The organism is Pseudomonas sp. (assembly GCF_049590575.1).
In the GTDB taxonomy this organism is placed as follows: domain Bacteria; phylum Pseudomonadota; class Gammaproteobacteria; order Pseudomonadales; family Pseudomonadaceae; genus Aquipseudomonas.
This window is the reverse complement of record NZ_JBAWDE010000227.1, coordinates 25,614-41,025: the sequence shown is the minus strand read 5'-3', so window position 1 is coordinate 41,025 and position 15,412 is coordinate 25,614. Positions and strand designations below refer to the sequence as shown.

The 15,412-nt window shown below is 61.3% G+C and carries 11 protein-coding genes; 8 read left to right on the top strand and 3 right to left on the bottom strand.

All coding sequences use genetic code 11. The features are described from left to right. Positions 1-66: 66 nt before the first annotated feature. The 3 genes from mupP to WBR57_RS15670 form a co-directional block, all read right to left on the bottom strand. Entirely contained in the window at positions 67-738 is a 672-nt protein-coding gene (mupP, locus tag WBR57_RS15680) for an N-acetylmuramic acid 6-phosphate phosphatase MupP (RefSeq protein WP_424084603.1), read from the bottom strand. 4 nt (positions 739-742) lie between these two features. Continuing rightward, on the bottom strand, positions 743-1,441 hold the full coding sequence (gene ubiG, locus WBR57_RS15675; RefSeq protein WP_424084602.1) for a bifunctional 2-polyprenyl-6-hydroxyphenol methylase/3-demethylubiquinol 3-O-methyltransferase UbiG: 699 nt from the start codon (positions 1,439-1,441) through the stop codon (positions 743-745). Between the two features lie 64 nt (positions 1,442-1,505). After that, positions 1,506-2,837 carry a TRZ/ATZ family hydrolase gene (locus WBR57_RS15670; protein ID WP_424084601.1) on the bottom strand — a complete coding sequence of 444 codons (1,332 nt, stop codon included), beginning with the start codon at positions 2,835-2,837 and terminating at the stop codon, positions 1,506-1,508. A 109-nt stretch (positions 2,838-2,946) separates the two neighbouring features. Between WBR57_RS15670 and mtnA the strand changes: the two genes are divergently transcribed. The 8 genes from mtnA to rpsA all read left to right on the top strand — a co-directional run bounded on the left by mtnA (position 2,947) and on the right by rpsA (position 15,253). After that, positions 2,947-4,023 (top strand): S-methyl-5-thioribose-1-phosphate isomerase, encoded by a 1,077-nt coding sequence (gene mtnA / locus WBR57_RS15665; RefSeq protein ID WP_424084600.1) that lies wholly within the window; start codon positions 2,947-2,949, stop codon positions 4,021-4,023. A gap of 303 nt (positions 4,024-4,326) precedes the next feature. After that, entirely contained in the window at positions 4,327-6,984 is a 2,658-nt protein-coding gene (gene gyrA / locus WBR57_RS15660) for a DNA gyrase subunit A (protein ID WP_424084599.1), read from the top strand. 231 nt (positions 6,985-7,215) lie between these two features. Continuing rightward, positions 7,216-8,301 carry a 3-phosphoserine/phosphohydroxythreonine transaminase gene (gene serC, locus WBR57_RS15655; RefSeq protein WP_424084598.1) on the top strand — a complete coding sequence of 362 codons (1,086 nt, stop codon included), beginning with the start codon at positions 7,216-7,218 and terminating at the stop codon, positions 8,299-8,301. After that, positions 8,301-9,395, top strand: a complete 1,095-nt coding sequence (pheA, locus tag WBR57_RS15650) for a prephenate dehydratase (protein WP_003172650.1) — start codon at positions 8,301-8,303, stop codon at positions 9,393-9,395. The genes serC and pheA overlap by 1 nt, the downstream gene beginning before the upstream one ends. Positions 9,396-9,404: 9 nt before the next feature. Beyond that, the gene (gene hisC / locus WBR57_RS15645; protein ID WP_424084597.1) at positions 9,405-10,517 is read left to right on the top strand and encodes a histidinol-phosphate transaminase; all 1,113 of its coding nucleotides are present in this window, start codon (positions 9,405-9,407) and stop codon (positions 10,515-10,517) included. Between the two features lie 28 nt (positions 10,518-10,545). Beyond that, positions 10,546-12,756, top strand: a complete 2,211-nt coding sequence (locus tag WBR57_RS15640) for a bifunctional prephenate dehydrogenase/3-phosphoshikimate 1-carboxyvinyltransferase (protein WP_424084596.1) — start codon at positions 10,546-10,548, stop codon at positions 12,754-12,756. Beyond that, on the top strand, positions 12,753-13,442 hold the full coding sequence (gene cmk, locus WBR57_RS15635; protein ID WP_012722932.1) for a (d)CMP kinase: 690 nt from the start codon (positions 12,753-12,755) through the stop codon (positions 13,440-13,442). The genes WBR57_RS15640 and cmk overlap by 4 nt, the downstream gene beginning before the upstream one ends. Before the next feature lie 119 nt (positions 13,443-13,561). Beyond that, on the top strand, positions 13,562-15,253 hold the full coding sequence (gene rpsA / locus WBR57_RS15630; RefSeq protein ID WP_122543189.1) for a 30S ribosomal protein S1: 1,692 nt from the start codon (positions 13,562-13,564) through the stop codon (positions 15,251-15,253). Positions 15,254-15,412: the final 159 nt, after the last annotated feature.

Genomic DNA, 15,412 nt, shown 5'->3' with positions numbered 1-15,412 from the left:
ACCGCCTTCGCGAGCAAGCCCGCTCCCACATTTGGATCTTCATTGGTCATTAGATTCGGTGAATAATCAGCAACTGCACAGTGCGTTATCCAGCACCTTGCGCAGTTCCAGCGGATGGTCCACCACCACATCGGCGCCCCAATGACGTGGGTTGTCGTCCGGGTGGATATAGCCATAGGTGACCGCCGCCGTGCGCGTGCCGGCGTCGCGGCCGGACTCGATGTCGCGCAGGTCGTCGCCGACGAACAGCACGCTGGCCGGCTCCAGGTCGAGCATCTTGCACGCCAGGATCAGCGGCTCCGGGTCCGGCTTGCTGTTCTTCACGTGGTCCGGGCAAATCAACAGCGCCGAGCGCTCGGCCAGGCCCAGTTGCTGCATGATCGGTTCGGCAAAGCGCAGGGGCTTGTTGGTGACCACGCCCCAGATCAGGTTGGCCTTTTCGATGTCTTGCAGCAGTGCGTCCATGCCGTCGAACAACTTGCTGTGGATCGCGCAGCCCTTGAGGTAACGCTCCAGAAACTCCAGGCGCAGCTCTTCAAAGCCTGGGGATTCGGGGTCCATCGAGAAGGTCACGGCGACCATCGCCCGCGCGCCGCCGGAGATTTCATCGCGGATATGCTGGGGGTTGATCGGCGCCAGCCCGCGGTCGGTGCGCATGGCCTGGCAGATGGCGATAAAGTCCGGCGCGGTGTCCAGCAGGGTACCGTCCATATCGAAGAGAACCGCTCGCAACTTCACAGGCTTACTCCTCGCGCAGGGTCTGGATCATGTAGTTGACGTCAACGTCGCTGGCCAGCTTGTAGTGCTTGGTCAGCGGGTTGTAGGTCAGGCCGATAATGTCCTTGACGGTCAGCCCGGCCTGGCGGCTCCAGGCACCCAGCTCGGACGGGCGAATGAATTTCTTGAAGTCATGGGTGCCGCGCGGCAGCAGCTTCATGATGTATTCGGCGCCGATGATCGCGAACAGGTAGGCCTTGGGGTTGCGGTTGATGGTCGAGAAGAACACCTGGCCGCCCGGCTTGACCATGCGGAAACAGGCGCGAATCACCGAGGAAGGGTCCGGCACGTGCTCGAGCATCTCAAGGCAGGTGACCACGTCGAACTGCGCGGGCATTTCCTCGGCCAGGGCTTCGGCGGTGATCTGGCGGTATTCCACGCTCACGCCGGATTCCAGCTGGTGCAGCTGGGCCACGGCCAACGGCGCTTCGCCCATGTCGATGCCCATCACGGTCGCGCCGCGCTGAGCCATGGCCTCGCTGAGGATGCCGCCGCCACAACCGACGTCCAGCACCTTCTTGCCGGCCAGGTTGACGCGCTCGTCAATCCAGTTGACGCGCAGCGGGTTGATGTCGTGCAGCGGTTTGAATTCGCTCTCGCGGTCCCACCAGCGGTGAGCCAGGGCTTCGAATTTGGCGATTTCGGCGTGGTCGACGTTGCTCATGGTGAATCCTCTAAATCTGATAAATCGGCTTGTCGGGGCTGAACCCTTGGGTTCAACGCCTTCGTTATTCGCTGTGCCCGCTGATGCGTTGGCCCCAGGCAATGGCCGTGGCGGTCAACTGTTGTTCATCCATGCGGGTCAATTGCCGGTCGTCGAGCAACTGCTTGCCGGCGACCCAAAGGTGTTTCACGCAATCGCGCCCGGTGGCATATATAAGTTGTGAGACCGGATCGTAGATCGGTTGTTGCGCCAGCCCGGAAAGATCGAACGCAACGACGTCCGCCGCCTTGCCGACCTCCAGCGAACCAATCTCGCTTTCCAGGCCCATGGCGCGTGCGCCGTTGAGCGTGGCCATGCGCAGCGCACGGTGGGCGTCCAGGGCGGTGGCCGAGCCGGCGACGGCCTTGGCCAGCATCGCGGCGGTGCGGGTTTCGCCCAGCAGGTCGAGGTCATTGTTGCTGGCGGCGCCGTCGGTGCCGATGGCCACATTCACCCCAGCCTGCCACAGACGCTCCACCGGGCAAAAGCCACTGGCCAGTTTCAGGTTGGATTCCGGGCAATGGATGATGCTGGTGTTGCTTTCTACCAGCAAAGCCAGGTCATCCTCGCTGATTTGGGTCATATGAACGGCCTGGAAGCGCGGGCCCAGCAACCCGAGGCGACCCAGGCGCGCCAGCGGGCGCTCGCCGGTCTGCTCGACGGCCTGTTGTACCTCGAAGGCGGTTTCGTGCACATGCATATGGATCGCGGCGTCCAGCTCTTCGGCGATCACACGGATCTTTTCCAGGTTGGCGTCGCACACCGTGTAGGGCGCGTGGGGGCCGAAAGTGATCTTGATGCGCGGGTGGTGCTTGAGGTCGCCGAACAGCTCGATACCCTGGCGAATCGCCTCATCGGCGGTACTCGCGCCGGGAATCGGGAAATCGAGGATCGGGATCGCGATCTGCGTGCGCATGCCGCTGTTGTGCACGCAATCGCTGGCGACCTTGGGGTAGAAGTACATGTCGCAGAAGCAGGTGATGCCGCCCTTGAGCTGTTCGGCGATGGCCAGGTCGGTACCGTCACGCACGAAAGCTTCGTCGACCCACTTGGCCTCGGCGGGCCAGATGTGTTTCTCCAGCCAGGTCATCAGCGGCAGGTCATCGGCCAGGCCGCGAAACAGGCTCATCGCCGCATGCCCGTGGGCGTTGATCAGGCCGGGGCTGAGCAGCATGCCCGGCAGCTCGCGTACCTCAGTGGCCGAAAGCTTCAACCCAGCAGCCCGTGGCCCGATAAACGCGATGCGTCCGTCGCGGATGCCCAGCGCATGTTCCTTGAGCACCACGCCGGCGGGTTCGACAGGTACCAGCCAGGTGGGCAGCAGCAACAGGTCGAGCGGGGCGGCAGTGGGGGTCATCGCAGGCTTCTTCCGGGGCAGCTATAAAAGAAGGGCGAAGTATACCCGAGCGTCCGGGCTGGCGGATCGCTATAATCGGCGGCTTTTGTTGATGAGTACGGGGTGAGGGATGCGCGATCGACTGTTGGCAGCGGAGAAAGTGAAGGCCATCGATTGGCGTGATGGCGCACTGCACCTGCTCGATCAGCGGGCGTTGCCGTCCCGGGAAAGCTGGGTGGCCTGCACCTGCGTCGCGGAGGTGGCTGCGGCCATTCGCTCGATGGTCGTGCGCGGTGCGCCGGCCATCGGTATCAGCGCCGCCTACGGTCTGGTGCTCGCCGCCCGTGTGCGCCTCGCCGAGGGCGGTGACTGGCAAGCCGCGTGGGAGGAAGACTACGCACTTTTAGCCGAGTCCCGACCGACCGCGTCGAACCTGTTCTGGGCCCTCAAGCGTATGCGCGATCGCCTGGACCGGGTCAAGAAGCACGCCGACCCACTGGCAGTGCTGGAAGCCGAAGCCATCGCGATCCATGACAGCGACCGCGAAGCCAATGTCGTCATGGCGCAGTTGGGCGTCGAGCGCATTCGCAGGCATCAGGGCAACGCCCAGGCGATTCTGACCCACGGCAATGTCGGTGCCCTGGCCACCGGGGGCGTCGGCACGGCTTTAGGCGTACTGCGCGCGGCGTTCCTCGAAGGTCTGGTCGAGCACGTGTACGTCAACGAAACCCGCCCGTGGCTGCAGGGTTCGCGGCTGACCGCCTGGGAGTTGGCGGGTGATGGCATCCCGGTCACGGTGAATGCCGACTCGGCAGGCGCGCATATCCTCAAGACCAAAGGCGTGACCTGGGTGATCGTCGGCGCCGACTGCATCGCCGCCAATGGCGATGTGATCGGCACGATCGGCACTTATCAATTGGCGGTGTGCGCCATGCACCATGGCGTGCGCTTTATGGTGGTGGCGCCGAGCTCGACCCTGGACTTGATGATGGCCACTGGCGAGGACGTCGCCCTCGAAGAGCGCGATGCCAGCGAGCTGTTGGACGTCGGCGGCCAACGTGTTGCCGCCGACGTCACGGCCTACAATCCCGTGTTTGACGTGACCCCCGCCGACCTGATCGACGTGATCGTGACCGAAAGAGGTGTGGTCGAGCGACCTGACACGGCCAAGCTGGCCAAATTGATGTGCCGTAAACGCCTGCATTAAGCGAATTTGCCTCCGAAAATCGGCCTGGATCCAGCTCTGAGCCCCTCTCGTCGCCCTCAAGCCTGTCATCCGTCAACTTACTATGCTCCATGCGCATCAGGGGGATAGGTGCGTGGCGGCGATTGTGATAACATCCGGCGGTTTCCAGGGCAGCCCCGAGGGGTTGTCTATAACGTGCAGATCCGTGTCATAACTCGTTGATTTGTCGTAAGTCGCTGTCAGGCACTGTGCCGGCAGCGGCGAGCTTCGTTTGTCCCAAATGGATGTGACGAAGTTTCACCCGAAAAAGGAATCAGGCTTCTCATGGGCGAACTGGCCAAAGAAATCCTCCCGGTCAATATCGAAGACGAGCTGAAACAGTCCTACCTCGACTACGCGATGAGCGTAATTGTCGGTCGGGCACTGCCTGATGCGCGCGATGGCTTGAAGCCCGTGCACCGGCGTGTGCTGTTCGCGATGAGCGAGCTGGGTAACGACTGGAACAAGCCGTACAAGAAATCTGCCCGTGTTGTCGGTGACGTGATCGGTAAGTATCACCCTCACGGCGACACTGCGGTGTACGACACCATCGTTCGGATGGCCCAGCCGTTCTCCCTGCGCTACCTGTTGGTAGACGGCCAGGGCAACTTCGGTTCGGTCGACGGCGACAACGCTGCGGCCATGCGATACACCGAAGTGCGCATGACCAAGCTGGCGCACGAGCTGCTGGCCGACCTGCATAAAGAAACCGTGGACTGGGTGCCGAACTACGACGGCACCGAAATGATCCCGGCCGTCATGCCAACCCGTATTCCCAACCTGCTGGTCAACGGCTCCAGCGGTATCGCCGTGGGCATGGCCACCAACATCCCGCCGCACAACCTCGGTGAAGTCATCGACGGTTGCCTGGCCCTTATCGACAACCCTGAGCTGACCGTCGATGAGCTGATGCAATACATTCCCGGCCCGGACTTCCCGACCGCCGCGATCATCAACGGTCGCGCCGGCATCATCGAAGCCTACCGCACCGGTCGTGGCCGCATTTACATGCGCGCCCGTTCGATCATCGAAGACATCGACAAGGTCGGTGGCCGCCAGCAGATCGTCATCACCGAACTGCCTTACCAGCTGAACAAGGCGCGTCTGATCGAGAAGATCGCCGAGCTGGTTAAAGAGAAGAAGCTCGAAGGCATCACCGAGCTGCGTGACGAGTCCGACAAAGACGGTATGCGCGTAGTGATCGAGCTGCGTCGTGGCGAAGTGCCTGAGGTGATCCTCAACAACCTCTACGCCCAGACCCAGCTGCAAAGCGTGTTTGGTATCAACGTGGTTGCACTGATCGATGGCCGCCCGCGCATCCTGAACCTCAAGGATCTGTTGGAAGCTTTCGTCCGTCACCGTCGCGAAGTGGTCACCCGCCGCACCGTGTTCGAACTGCGCAAGGCCCGCGAGCGCGGCCACATCCTGGAAGGCCAGGCAGTTGCGCTGTCGAACATCGACCCGGTCATCGCCCTGATCAAGGCGTCTCCGACCCCGTCGGAAGCCAAGGAAGCCCTGATCAAGATGCCGTGGGAATCCAGCGCCGTAGTGGCAATGGTTGAACGTGCCGGTGCCGATTCGTGCCGCCCCGAGACCCTGGACCCGCAATACGGCCTGCGCGACGGCAAGTACTTCCTGTCGCCGGAACAGGCCCAGGCCATCCTCGAACTGCGTCTGCACCGCCTGACCGGTCTGGAGCACGAGAAGCTGCTGGCCGAGTACCAGGAGATCCTCAACCAGATCGGCGAGCTGATCCGCATCCTCAACAGCGCCGTGCGCCTGATGGAAGTGATCCGCGAAGAGCTGGAAGTGATCCGCGCCGAATACGGCGACGTGCGCCGCACCGAAATCCTCGATGCGCGCCTCGACCTGACCCTGGGTGACATGATCCCGGAAGAAGAGCGTGTGGTGACCATCTCCCACGGTGGCTACGCCAAGACCCAGCCGCTGGCTGCGTACCAGGCCCAGCGTCGTGGCGGTAAAGGTAAATCGGCTACCGGCGTGAAAGACGAGGATTACATCGCTCACCTGCTGGTCGCCAACAGCCACACCACACTGCTGCTGTTCTCCAGCAAAGGCAAAGTGTACTGGCTGAAAACCTACGAAATCCCGGAAGCCTCGCGTGCCGCCCGTGGTCGCCCGTTGGTCAACCTGCTGCCGCTGGACAGTGATGAATACATCACCACCATGCTGCCGGTCGAGGAGTACACCGAAGGTCACTTCATCTTCATGGCCACCGCCAAAGGCACCGTGAAGAAGACCCCGCTGGAGTCCTTCAGCCGCCAGCGCAGCGTGGGCTTGATCGCCCTGGAGCTGGACGAAGGCGACGTACTGATCTCTGCGGCCATCACCGATGGCGAGCGTGAAGTCATGTTGTTCTCCGACGGCGGCAAGGTTACACGTTTCAAGGAATCCGACGTTCGCGCCATGGGCCGTACCGCCCGCGGTGTGCGCGGCATGCGTCTGCCGGAAGGGCAGAAGCTGATTTCGATGCTGATCCCGGAAGAAGGCAGCCAGATCCTCACCGCTTCGGCGCGTGGTTATGGCAAGCGCACGGCCATCAGCGAGTTCCCGGAGTACAAGCGTGGCGGCCAGGGCGTGATCGCCATGGTCAGCAACGACCGCAACGGCCGTCTGGTCGGCGCGGTCCAGGTGCTCGATGGTGAGGAAATCATGCTGATTTCCGACCAGGGCACCCTGGTGCGTACCCGTGTCGCTGAAGTGTCGAGCCTGGGCCGTAACACCCAGGGCGTGACCCTGATCAAGCTGGCCAAGGACGAAAAACTGGTCGGCCTGGAGCGTGTGCAGGAACCTTCGGAAGTGGAAGGCGAAGAGCTGGAAGAAGGCGAAGAGTTCGATGGCGAGGTGATCGCTGCCGGCGATGACGACGTCGACGAGCCAACCCTCGATGCTGCCGCAGACGAAGAAGAACCGCAGGAATAAGCGGACACACAGGGGGCGGATGAAGATTCGCCCCCTTGTTGTTTGTCCGGATGGAAATGTTGATACCCACGCAGATCCCTTGTGGGAGCGGGCTTGCTCGCGAAGGCGGACTGGCATTCACTACAGATGTCGGCTATTAGATCGCTTTCGCGAGCGAGCCCGCTCCCACGTTGGATCGGGTGTCGCCTGATATGTTTGCGTGACTACCACCAGATCAGAGTGAGATTGGATGTGAGCAAGAGAGCCTATAACTTCTGTGCCGGCCCCGCGGCGCTTCCTGAAGCAGTCCTGCAGCGCGCGCAGGGTGAACTCCTCGACTGGCATGGAAAAGGCCTCTCCGTGATGGAAATGAGCCATCGCAGCGATGAGTTCGTGTCCATCGCCACCAAGGCCGAGCAGGACCTGCGCGACTTGCTGGGCATCCCATCCAACTACAAAGTGCTGTTCCTGCAAGGCGGCGCGAGCCAGCAGTTCGCCCAGTTGCCGCTGAACCTGCTGCCGGAAGACGGCACTGCCGACTATATCGACACGGGTATCTGGGGTCAGAAGGCCATTGAAGAGGCTTCGCGCTACGGTCACGTCAACGTTGCCGGTACCGCCAAGCCCTACGACTACTTCGCGATTCCCGGTCAGAACGAGTGGAAGCTGTCGAAAGACGCGGCCTACGTTCACTACGTCGCCAACGAAACCATCGGTGGCCTGGAATTCGACTGGGTGCCAGAAGTGGGCGACGTGCCGCTGGTGTGCGACATGTCCTCGGACATCCTCTCGCGCCCGATCGACGTATCGAAATACGGCATGATCTACGCCGGCGCGCAGAAGAACATCGGCCCGAGCGGCATCCTGGTCAATATCATCCGTGAAGACCTGCTGGGTCGCGCGCGTTCGCTGTGCCCGACCATGCTCAACTACAAGGTCGCGGCCGACAACGGCTCGATGTACAACACCCCGCCGGCCTTCGCCTGGTACCTGTCGGGCCTGGTGTTCGAGTGGCTCAAAGAGCAGGGCGGTGTCGCCGCCATGGGCAAGCTCAACGAAGAGAAGAAGCGCACCCTCTACGACTTCATCGACGCCAGCGGCCTGTACAGCAACCCGATCAACCTGACTGACCGTTCGTGGATGAACGTGCCGTTCCGCCTGGCCGATGACCGCCTGGACAAGCCTTTCCTGGCCGGTGCCGACAAGCGCGGCTTGCTGAACCTCAAGGGCCACCGTTCGGTCGGCGGCATGCGCGCCTCCATCTATAACGCTGTCGACATCAACGCCATCAAGGCGCTGGTTGCCTACATGGCAGAGTTCGAAAAGGAACACGGCTAATGTCTGAGCAAGAACTCAAGGCCCTGCGGGTACGCATTGACAGCCTGGACGAGAAAGTCCTGGAGCTGATCAGTGAGCGCGCGCGGTGCGCCCAGGAAGTGGCACGGGTGAAAATGGCCTCCCTGGCCGAAGGCGAGGTGCCGGTGTTCTACCGTCCCGAGCGTGAAGCCCAGGTGCTCAAGCGCGTGATGGAACGCAACAAGGGCCCGTTGGGCAACGAAGAGATGGCGCGGTTGTTCCGTGAAATCATGTCGTCGTGCCTGGCCCTCGAGCAGCCGCTGAAAGTCGCCTACCTCGGCCCTGAGGGCACCTTTACCCAGGCTGCGGCGATGAAGCACTTCGGCCACGCGGTGATCAGCAAGCCAATGGCGGCGATCGACGAAGTGTTCCGTGAAGTGGCAGCCGGTGCGGTGAACTTTGGCGTGGTGCCGGTGGAAAACTCCACCGAAGGCGCGGTCAACCACACGCTGGACAGCTTCCTCGAACACGACATGGTGATCTGCGGCGAAGTCGAGCTGCGCATCCACCACCACCTGCTGGTGGGCGAGAACACCAAGACCGACAGCATCAGCCGCATCTACTCCCACGCGCAGTCGCTGGCCCAGTGCCGCAAGTGGCTGGACGCGCATTACCCGAATGTCGAGCGCGTGGCGGTGTCCAGCAACGCCGAGGCGGCCAAGCGGGTCAAGGGCGAGTGGAACTCGGCGGCGATTGCCGGTGACATGGCAGCGGGCCTGTATGGCCTGACGCGCCTGGCCGAGAAAATCGAGGACCGCCCGGACAACTCCACGCGCTTCCTGATGATCGGCAGCCAGGAAGTGCCGCCGACCGGCGACGACAAGACCTCGATTATCGTTTCCATGAGCAACAAGCCCGGTGCGCTGCATGAGCTGCTGGTGCCGTTCCACGACAACGGGATTGACCTGACGCGCATCGAGACTCGTCCTTCGCGCAGCGGTAAATGGACTTACGTGTTCTTTATCGACTTCATCGGCCACCACCGCGACCCACTGGTCAAGGGCGTGCTCGAGAAAATCAGTCAGGAAGCCGTGGCACTCAAGGTGCTGGGCTCTTACCCGAAAGCGGTTTTGTGAGGCTTTAACATGAGTGGCAACTTTCTCGCCCTGGCTCAGCCGGGCGTGCAACAACTGTCGCCCTACGTTCCGGGCAAGCCTGTGGACGAGCTGGCGCGTGAGTTGAACCTGGACCCGTCGAAAATCGTCAAGCTGGCCAGCAACGAAAACCCGCTGGGCCCGAGCCCTAAAGTGCTGGCGGCGATTCGGGAAGAATTGGCCGAGCTGACTCGCTATCCGGACGGCAACGGCTTTGCCCTCAAGTCCCTGCTTGCAGAAAATTGCCGCGTCGAGCTGAACCAGGTGACCCTGGGTAACGGCTCCAACGACATTCTTGAGCTGGTCGGTCGTGCCTACCTGGCGCCAGGCCTGAACGCCGTGTTCAGCGAGCATGCGTTTGCGGTCTACCCGATCGTCACCCAGGCTGTCGGTGCCGACGCACGCATTATTCCTGCCAAGGACTGGGGCCACGACCTGCCGGCCATGCTGGCGGCCATCGACGCCCAGACCCGTGTGGTGTTTATCGCCAACCCGAACAACCCGACCGGGACCTGGTTCGACGCGCAGGCGTTGAATGATTTCCTGCAGGACGTGCCCGAGCACGTACTGGTGGTGCTGGACGAGGCCTACATCGAATACGCCGAAGGCAGTGACTTGCCGGACGGCCTGGACTTCCTGGCGGCCTATCCGAACCTGTTGGTCTCGCGCACCTTCTCCAAGGCCTATGGCCTGGCGTCGCTGCGGGTGGGCTACGGCCTGTCCACGGCGGTGGTGGCGGATGTGCTGAACCGCGTGCGCCAGCCGTTCAACGTCAACAGCCTGGCCCTGGCGGCCGCCTGTGCGGCGGTGAAGGACGCCGAGTACCTGGAGGAAAGCCGTCGCATCAACGAAAGCGGCATGTTGCAGTTGCAGCAGGGCTTTGCTGAGTTGGGCCTGGGCTGGATCCCTTCCAAGGGTAACTTCATCTGCGTCGACCTCGGTCAAGTGGCCGCGCCGGTGTTCCAGGGCCTGTTGCGCGAAGGTGTGATCGTGCGCCCGGTAGCCAACTACGGCATGCCGAACCACCTGCGTATCACCATTGGCTTGCCGGCGGAAAACGCCCGCTTCCTGGAGGCGTTGGCCAAGGTTCTGGCTCGTGGTTGATGTCACTGCATTGCAACCTGCTGTGCCTATGATCGGTCGCCTTGTGGTGGTCGGTCTGGGGTTGATCGGCGGCTCCTTCGCCAAAGGCCTGCGTGAAAGCGGGTTGTGTGGCGAAGTGGTCGGTGTGGACCTGGACGCGCAATCGCGCAAGCTGGCGGTTGAGCTGGGTGTGGTGGATCGCTGTGAGGCTGACCTGGCGCTCGCGTGCCAGGGCGCTGATGTGATCCAGCTGGCCGTGCCGATCCTGGCCATGGAGAAGTTGCTGGCCGTGCTGGCCGGCATGGACCTGGGCCAGGCGATCCTCACGGACGTCGGCAGTGCCAAAGGCAATGTGGTGCGCGCGGCGCAGCAGGCCTTTGGCGGCATGCCCGCGCGGTTTGTGCCGGGCCATCCGATTGCCGGTTCCGAGCAAAGCGGGGTGGAAGCCTCGAATGCGCAGCTGTTCCGCCGCCATAAAGTTATTCTCACGCCGCTCGAGCAAACCGATCCGGCAGCGTTGGCCGTGGTGGACCGCCTGTGGCGCGCGTTGGGCGCGGATGTCGAGCATATGCAAGTCGAGCGCCACGACGAAGTGCTGGCCGCGACCAGTCATTTACCGCATCTGTTGGCATTCGGCCTGGTGGACTCCCTGGCCAAGCGCAACGAAAACCTCGAGATTTTCCGTTACGCCGCCGGTGGCTTCCGTGATTTCACGCGGATTGCCGGCAGCGACCCGGTGATGTGGCACGACATCTTCCTCGCCAATCGCGAAGCGGTGTTGCGCACCCTGGACACTTTCCGCAGCGACCTCGACGCCTTGCGCGATGCGGTCGATGCCGGGGATGGCCATCAATTATTGGGCGTGTTCACCCGTGCGCGGGTGGCGCGTGAACATTTCAGCAAGATCCTGGCGCGCCGGGCCTATGTGGAACCTGCTGTGAACGCCGATGAGCTGACCTTCCTCGCCAACCCGGGCGGCCGCTTGAGCGGATGCATCCGGGTGCCGGGCGACAAGTCGATCTCGCACCGTTCGATCATGCTCGGGTCGTTGGCTGAGGGCGTGACGGAGGTTGAGGGTTTCCTTGAGGGCGAAGATGCCCTGGCGACCTTGCAGGCGTTCCGCGACATGGGCGTGGTGATTGAAGGGCCGCACCATGGGCGCGTGACCATCCACGGCTTGGGCTTGCATGGTTTGAGGCCTGCACCGGGGCCGATCTACCTGGGGAACTCCGGCACCTCGATGCGCCTGCTGTCCGGGTTGCTCGCGGCGCAACGTTTCGACAGCGTATTGACCGGCGATGCGTCGCTGTCCAAACGCCCGATGAGCCGCGTGGCCAAGCCATTGCGAGAGATGGGCGCAGTGATCGAAACCGCACCGGAAGGGCGTCCGCCGTTGACCATCCGTGGCGGCCAATCGCTGAAAGGTTTGACTTACGCACTGCCGATGGCCAGTGCCCAGGTCAAATCCTGCCTGTTGCTGGCAGGGTTGTATGCCGAAGGTAAAACCGCCGTGACCGAGCCTGCGCCGACCCGTGACCATACCGAGCGCATGCTGCGCGGGTTTGGTTATCCGGTAGCGGTGGAGGGCGCGACGGCGTCAGTGGAGTCAGGACATACGCTGACCGCTACCCATATAGAGGTGCCGGGGGATATCTCCTCCTCGGCGTTCTTCCTGGTGGCGGCGTCGATTGCCGAGGGTTCCGAGCTGCTGTTGGAGCATGTCGGCATTAATCCGACGCGCACCGGGGTGATTGATATCCTGCGGCTGATGGGGGCGGACATCACCCTGGAAAACCCGCGCGAAGTGGGTGGTGAGCCGGTCGCGGACCTGCGCGTGCGTGCGGCGGCCCTCAAAGGCATCGAGATTCCCGAGGCACTGGTGCCGTTGGCGATTGATGAATTTCCGGTGCTGTTCGTCGCGGCGGCCTGCGCTGAAGGGCGCACCATCCTGCGCGGCGCCTCAGAGTTGCGCGTGAAGGAGTCCGACCGCATCCAGGTCATGGCCGACGGTCTGCTGGCGTTGGGCGTGAAGTGTGAACCGACACCTGATGGGATTATCATTGACGGTGGTCTGATAGGGGGTGGCGAGGTGCATGCCCACGGCGATCACCGAATTGCCATGGCCTTCAGTGTGGCTTCCCTACGGGCGGCGGCACCGATTCGTATCCGTGACTGTGCCAATGTAGCTACGTCTTTTCCGAATTTTCTTACACTGTGTGCCCAAGTCGGCATCCGTGTTGCCCAAGAGGCTCAATTGTGAATATCAAAGCACCGGTGATTACCATCGACGGGCCAAGCGGCTCGGGCAAAGGCACGATCGCCGGCATCCTGGCCAAGCGCCTCGGCTGGTGCCTGCTGGATTCCGGCGCGCTGTACCGCCTGCTGGCTTTTGCCGCACGCAACCATGGCGTCGACCTCACCAACGAAGAATCCCTGAAGCTGCTGGCGGCGCATTTGGACGTGCAGTTCGTCGGGGCGACGGAAGGTCATCCGCAGCGCATCATCCTCGAAGGTGATGATGTGACCGATGACCTGCGCAACGAACAAGTCGGCTCCTGGGCTTCCCAGGTTGCCGCGCTGCCGGCCGTGCGCGACGCATTGCTGCAGCGCCAGCGGGCTTTCCAGGAGCCGCCGGGCTTGGTGGCCGATGGCCGCGACATGGGCACCGTAGTGTTCCCGGAAGCGCCGCTGAAGATTTTCCTGACTGCCAGCGCCGAGGAGCGTGCCCGCCGCCGTTACTTGCAGTTGAAGGGCAAAGTCGATGGTGTTAGTCTGTCGAGTCTGCTAGATGAGATCCGTGCACGCGATGAGCGTGATACCCAGCGCGCAGTAGCCCCGCTCAAACCGGCGGCTGATGCCATACAGCTGGATTCCACGGAGTTGTCCATCGAGCAGGTGCTGGAACGCATCATGAGCGAGATCGCCATTCGCGATATCGCCGGGTGACCAAGAAGGCCGCAGGGGACCAGTCATAGTCCTGTGGTGCTTCTTTTAATTAGAACTGACCCACACCGTCTGGGGTGTGGAGATGGGCGTATTCTTCGCCCTTATCAACAGGAATTAAAATGAGCGAAAGCTTTGCGGAACTCTTTGAAGAAAGCCTAAAAACCCTGAACCTTCAGGCAGGCTCCATCATCACCGGTGTTATCGTTGATATCGATTACCAAGCTCGCTGGGTAACCGTTCACGCTGGTCTGAAGTCTGAAGCTCTGATCCCGCTGGAACAGTTCTACAACGATGCTGGTGACCTGACTATCAATGTCGGTGACGAAGTTCACGTTGCTCTGGACTCGGTTGAAGACGGTTTCGGTGAAACCAAGCTGTCCCGTGAAAAAGCCAAGCGCGCTGAATGCTGGATTGTTCTCGAAGCAGCCTTCGCAGCTGAAGAAGTGGTCAAGGGCGTTATCAACGGTAAGGTTAAAGGCGGCTTCACTGTCGACGTTAACGGCATCCGTGCGTTCCTGCCAGGTTCTTTGGTCGACGTTCGTCCTGTGCGCGACACCACGCACCTGGAAGGCAAAGAACTCGAATTCAAGGTCATCAAGCTCGACCAGAAGCGCAACAACGTTGTCGTTTCCCGTCGCAGCGTCCTGGAAGCAGAGAACTCCGCCGAGCGTGAAGCTCTGCTGGAATCCCTGCAGGAAGGCCAACAAGTCAAAGGTATCGTCAAGAACCTCACCGATTACGGCGCATTCGTCGATCTGGGTGGCGTCGATGGCCTGCTGCACATTACCGACATGGCTTGGAAGCGTATCAAGCATCCTTCCGAAATCGTCAACGTTGGCGACGAGATCGATGTCAAGGTTCTGAAGTACGATCGTGAGCGTAACCGCGTTTCCCTGGGCTTGAAGCAGCTGGGCGAAGATCCATGGGTTGCTATCAAGGCTCGTTACCCAGAAAGCACTCGCGTTACCGCGCGTGTTACCAACCTGACCGACTACGGCTGCTTCGCAGAGCTGGAAGAAGGCGTGGAAGGCCTGGTACACGTTTCCGAAATGGACTGGACCAACAAAAACATCCACCCTTCGAAAGTCGTACAAGTCGGCGACGAAGTGGAAGTTATGGTTCTGGACATCGACGAAGAGCGTCGTCGTATCTCCCTCGGCATCAAGCAGTGCAAATCTAACCCATGGGAAGATTTCTCTGGCCAGTTCAACAAGGGCGATAAAATCTCCGGCACCATCAAGTCGATCACCGATTTCGGTATCTTCATTGGTCTGGACGGCGGCATCGACGGCCTGGTTCACCTGTCCGACATCTCCTGGAACGAAGTTGGCGAAGAAGCTGTTCGTCGTTTCAAGAAGGGCGACGAGCTGGACACCGTTATCCTGTCGGTTGACCCAGAGCGCGAGCGCATCTCCCTGGGTATCAAGCAACTGGAAAGCGATCCGTTCTCCGAGTACGTTCAAGAGAACGACAAAGGCGCAATCGTTAAAGGCACTGTGAAAGAAGTTGACGCTAAAGGCGCCATCATCACTCTGGCCGACGATATCGAAGCGACTCTGAAAGCCTCCGAAATCAGCCGTGACCGCGTTGAAGACGCGCGCAACGTTCTGAAAGAAGGCCAGGAAGTAGAAGCCAAGATCATCAGCGTTGATCGCAAGAGCCGCGTAATCCAACTCTCCATCAAGTCGAAAGACGAAGTGGAAGAGAAAGAAGCTATCCAGAGCCTGCGCGACAAGCCAGTCTCCTCGGATACCCCAGTTGACACCACTCTCGGTGCTCTGCTGCGTGCGCAAATGGAAAAACAGAACTAAGTTCTGTCAGACCATAGAAAAAGGGCGACTTCGGTCGCCCTTTTTTGTGCCTGAAATTCGTTGAATCAACAACCAGAACCAAGACGCACGGCTTACTGTCAGAACTGACTATAGTCTTCATGAAAGCTATTTTCAGCGTGGTTGTTTCAATAAGGATCT

Excerpts from the sequence above, each read along its gene's own strand:
- ubiG (WP_424084602.1), bottom strand. The coding sequence starts at position 1,441 with ATGAGCAACGTCGACCACGCCGAAATCGCCAAATTCGAAGCCCTGGCT.
- WBR57_RS15670 (WP_424084601.1), bottom strand. The coding sequence starts at position 2,837 with ATGACCCCCACTGCCGCCCCGCTCGACCTGTTGCTGCTGCCCACCTGG.
- mtnA (WP_424084600.1), top strand. The coding sequence starts at position 2,947 with ATGCGCGATCGACTGTTGGCAGCGGAGAAAGTGAAGGCCATCGATTGG.
- gyrA (WP_424084599.1), top strand. The coding sequence starts at position 4,327 with ATGGGCGAACTGGCCAAAGAAATCCTCCCGGTCAATATCGAAGACGAG.
- pheA (WP_003172650.1), top strand. The coding sequence starts at position 8,301 with ATGTCTGAGCAAGAACTCAAGGCCCTGCGGGTACGCATTGACAGCCTG.
- hisC (WP_424084597.1), top strand. The coding sequence starts at position 9,405 with ATGAGTGGCAACTTTCTCGCCCTGGCTCAGCCGGGCGTGCAACAACTG.
- WBR57_RS15640 (WP_424084596.1), top strand. The coding sequence starts at position 10,546 with ATGATCGGTCGCCTTGTGGTGGTCGGTCTGGGGTTGATCGGCGGCTCC.
- rpsA (WP_122543189.1), top strand. The coding sequence starts at position 13,562 with ATGAGCGAAAGCTTTGCGGAACTCTTTGAAGAAAGCCTAAAAACCCTG.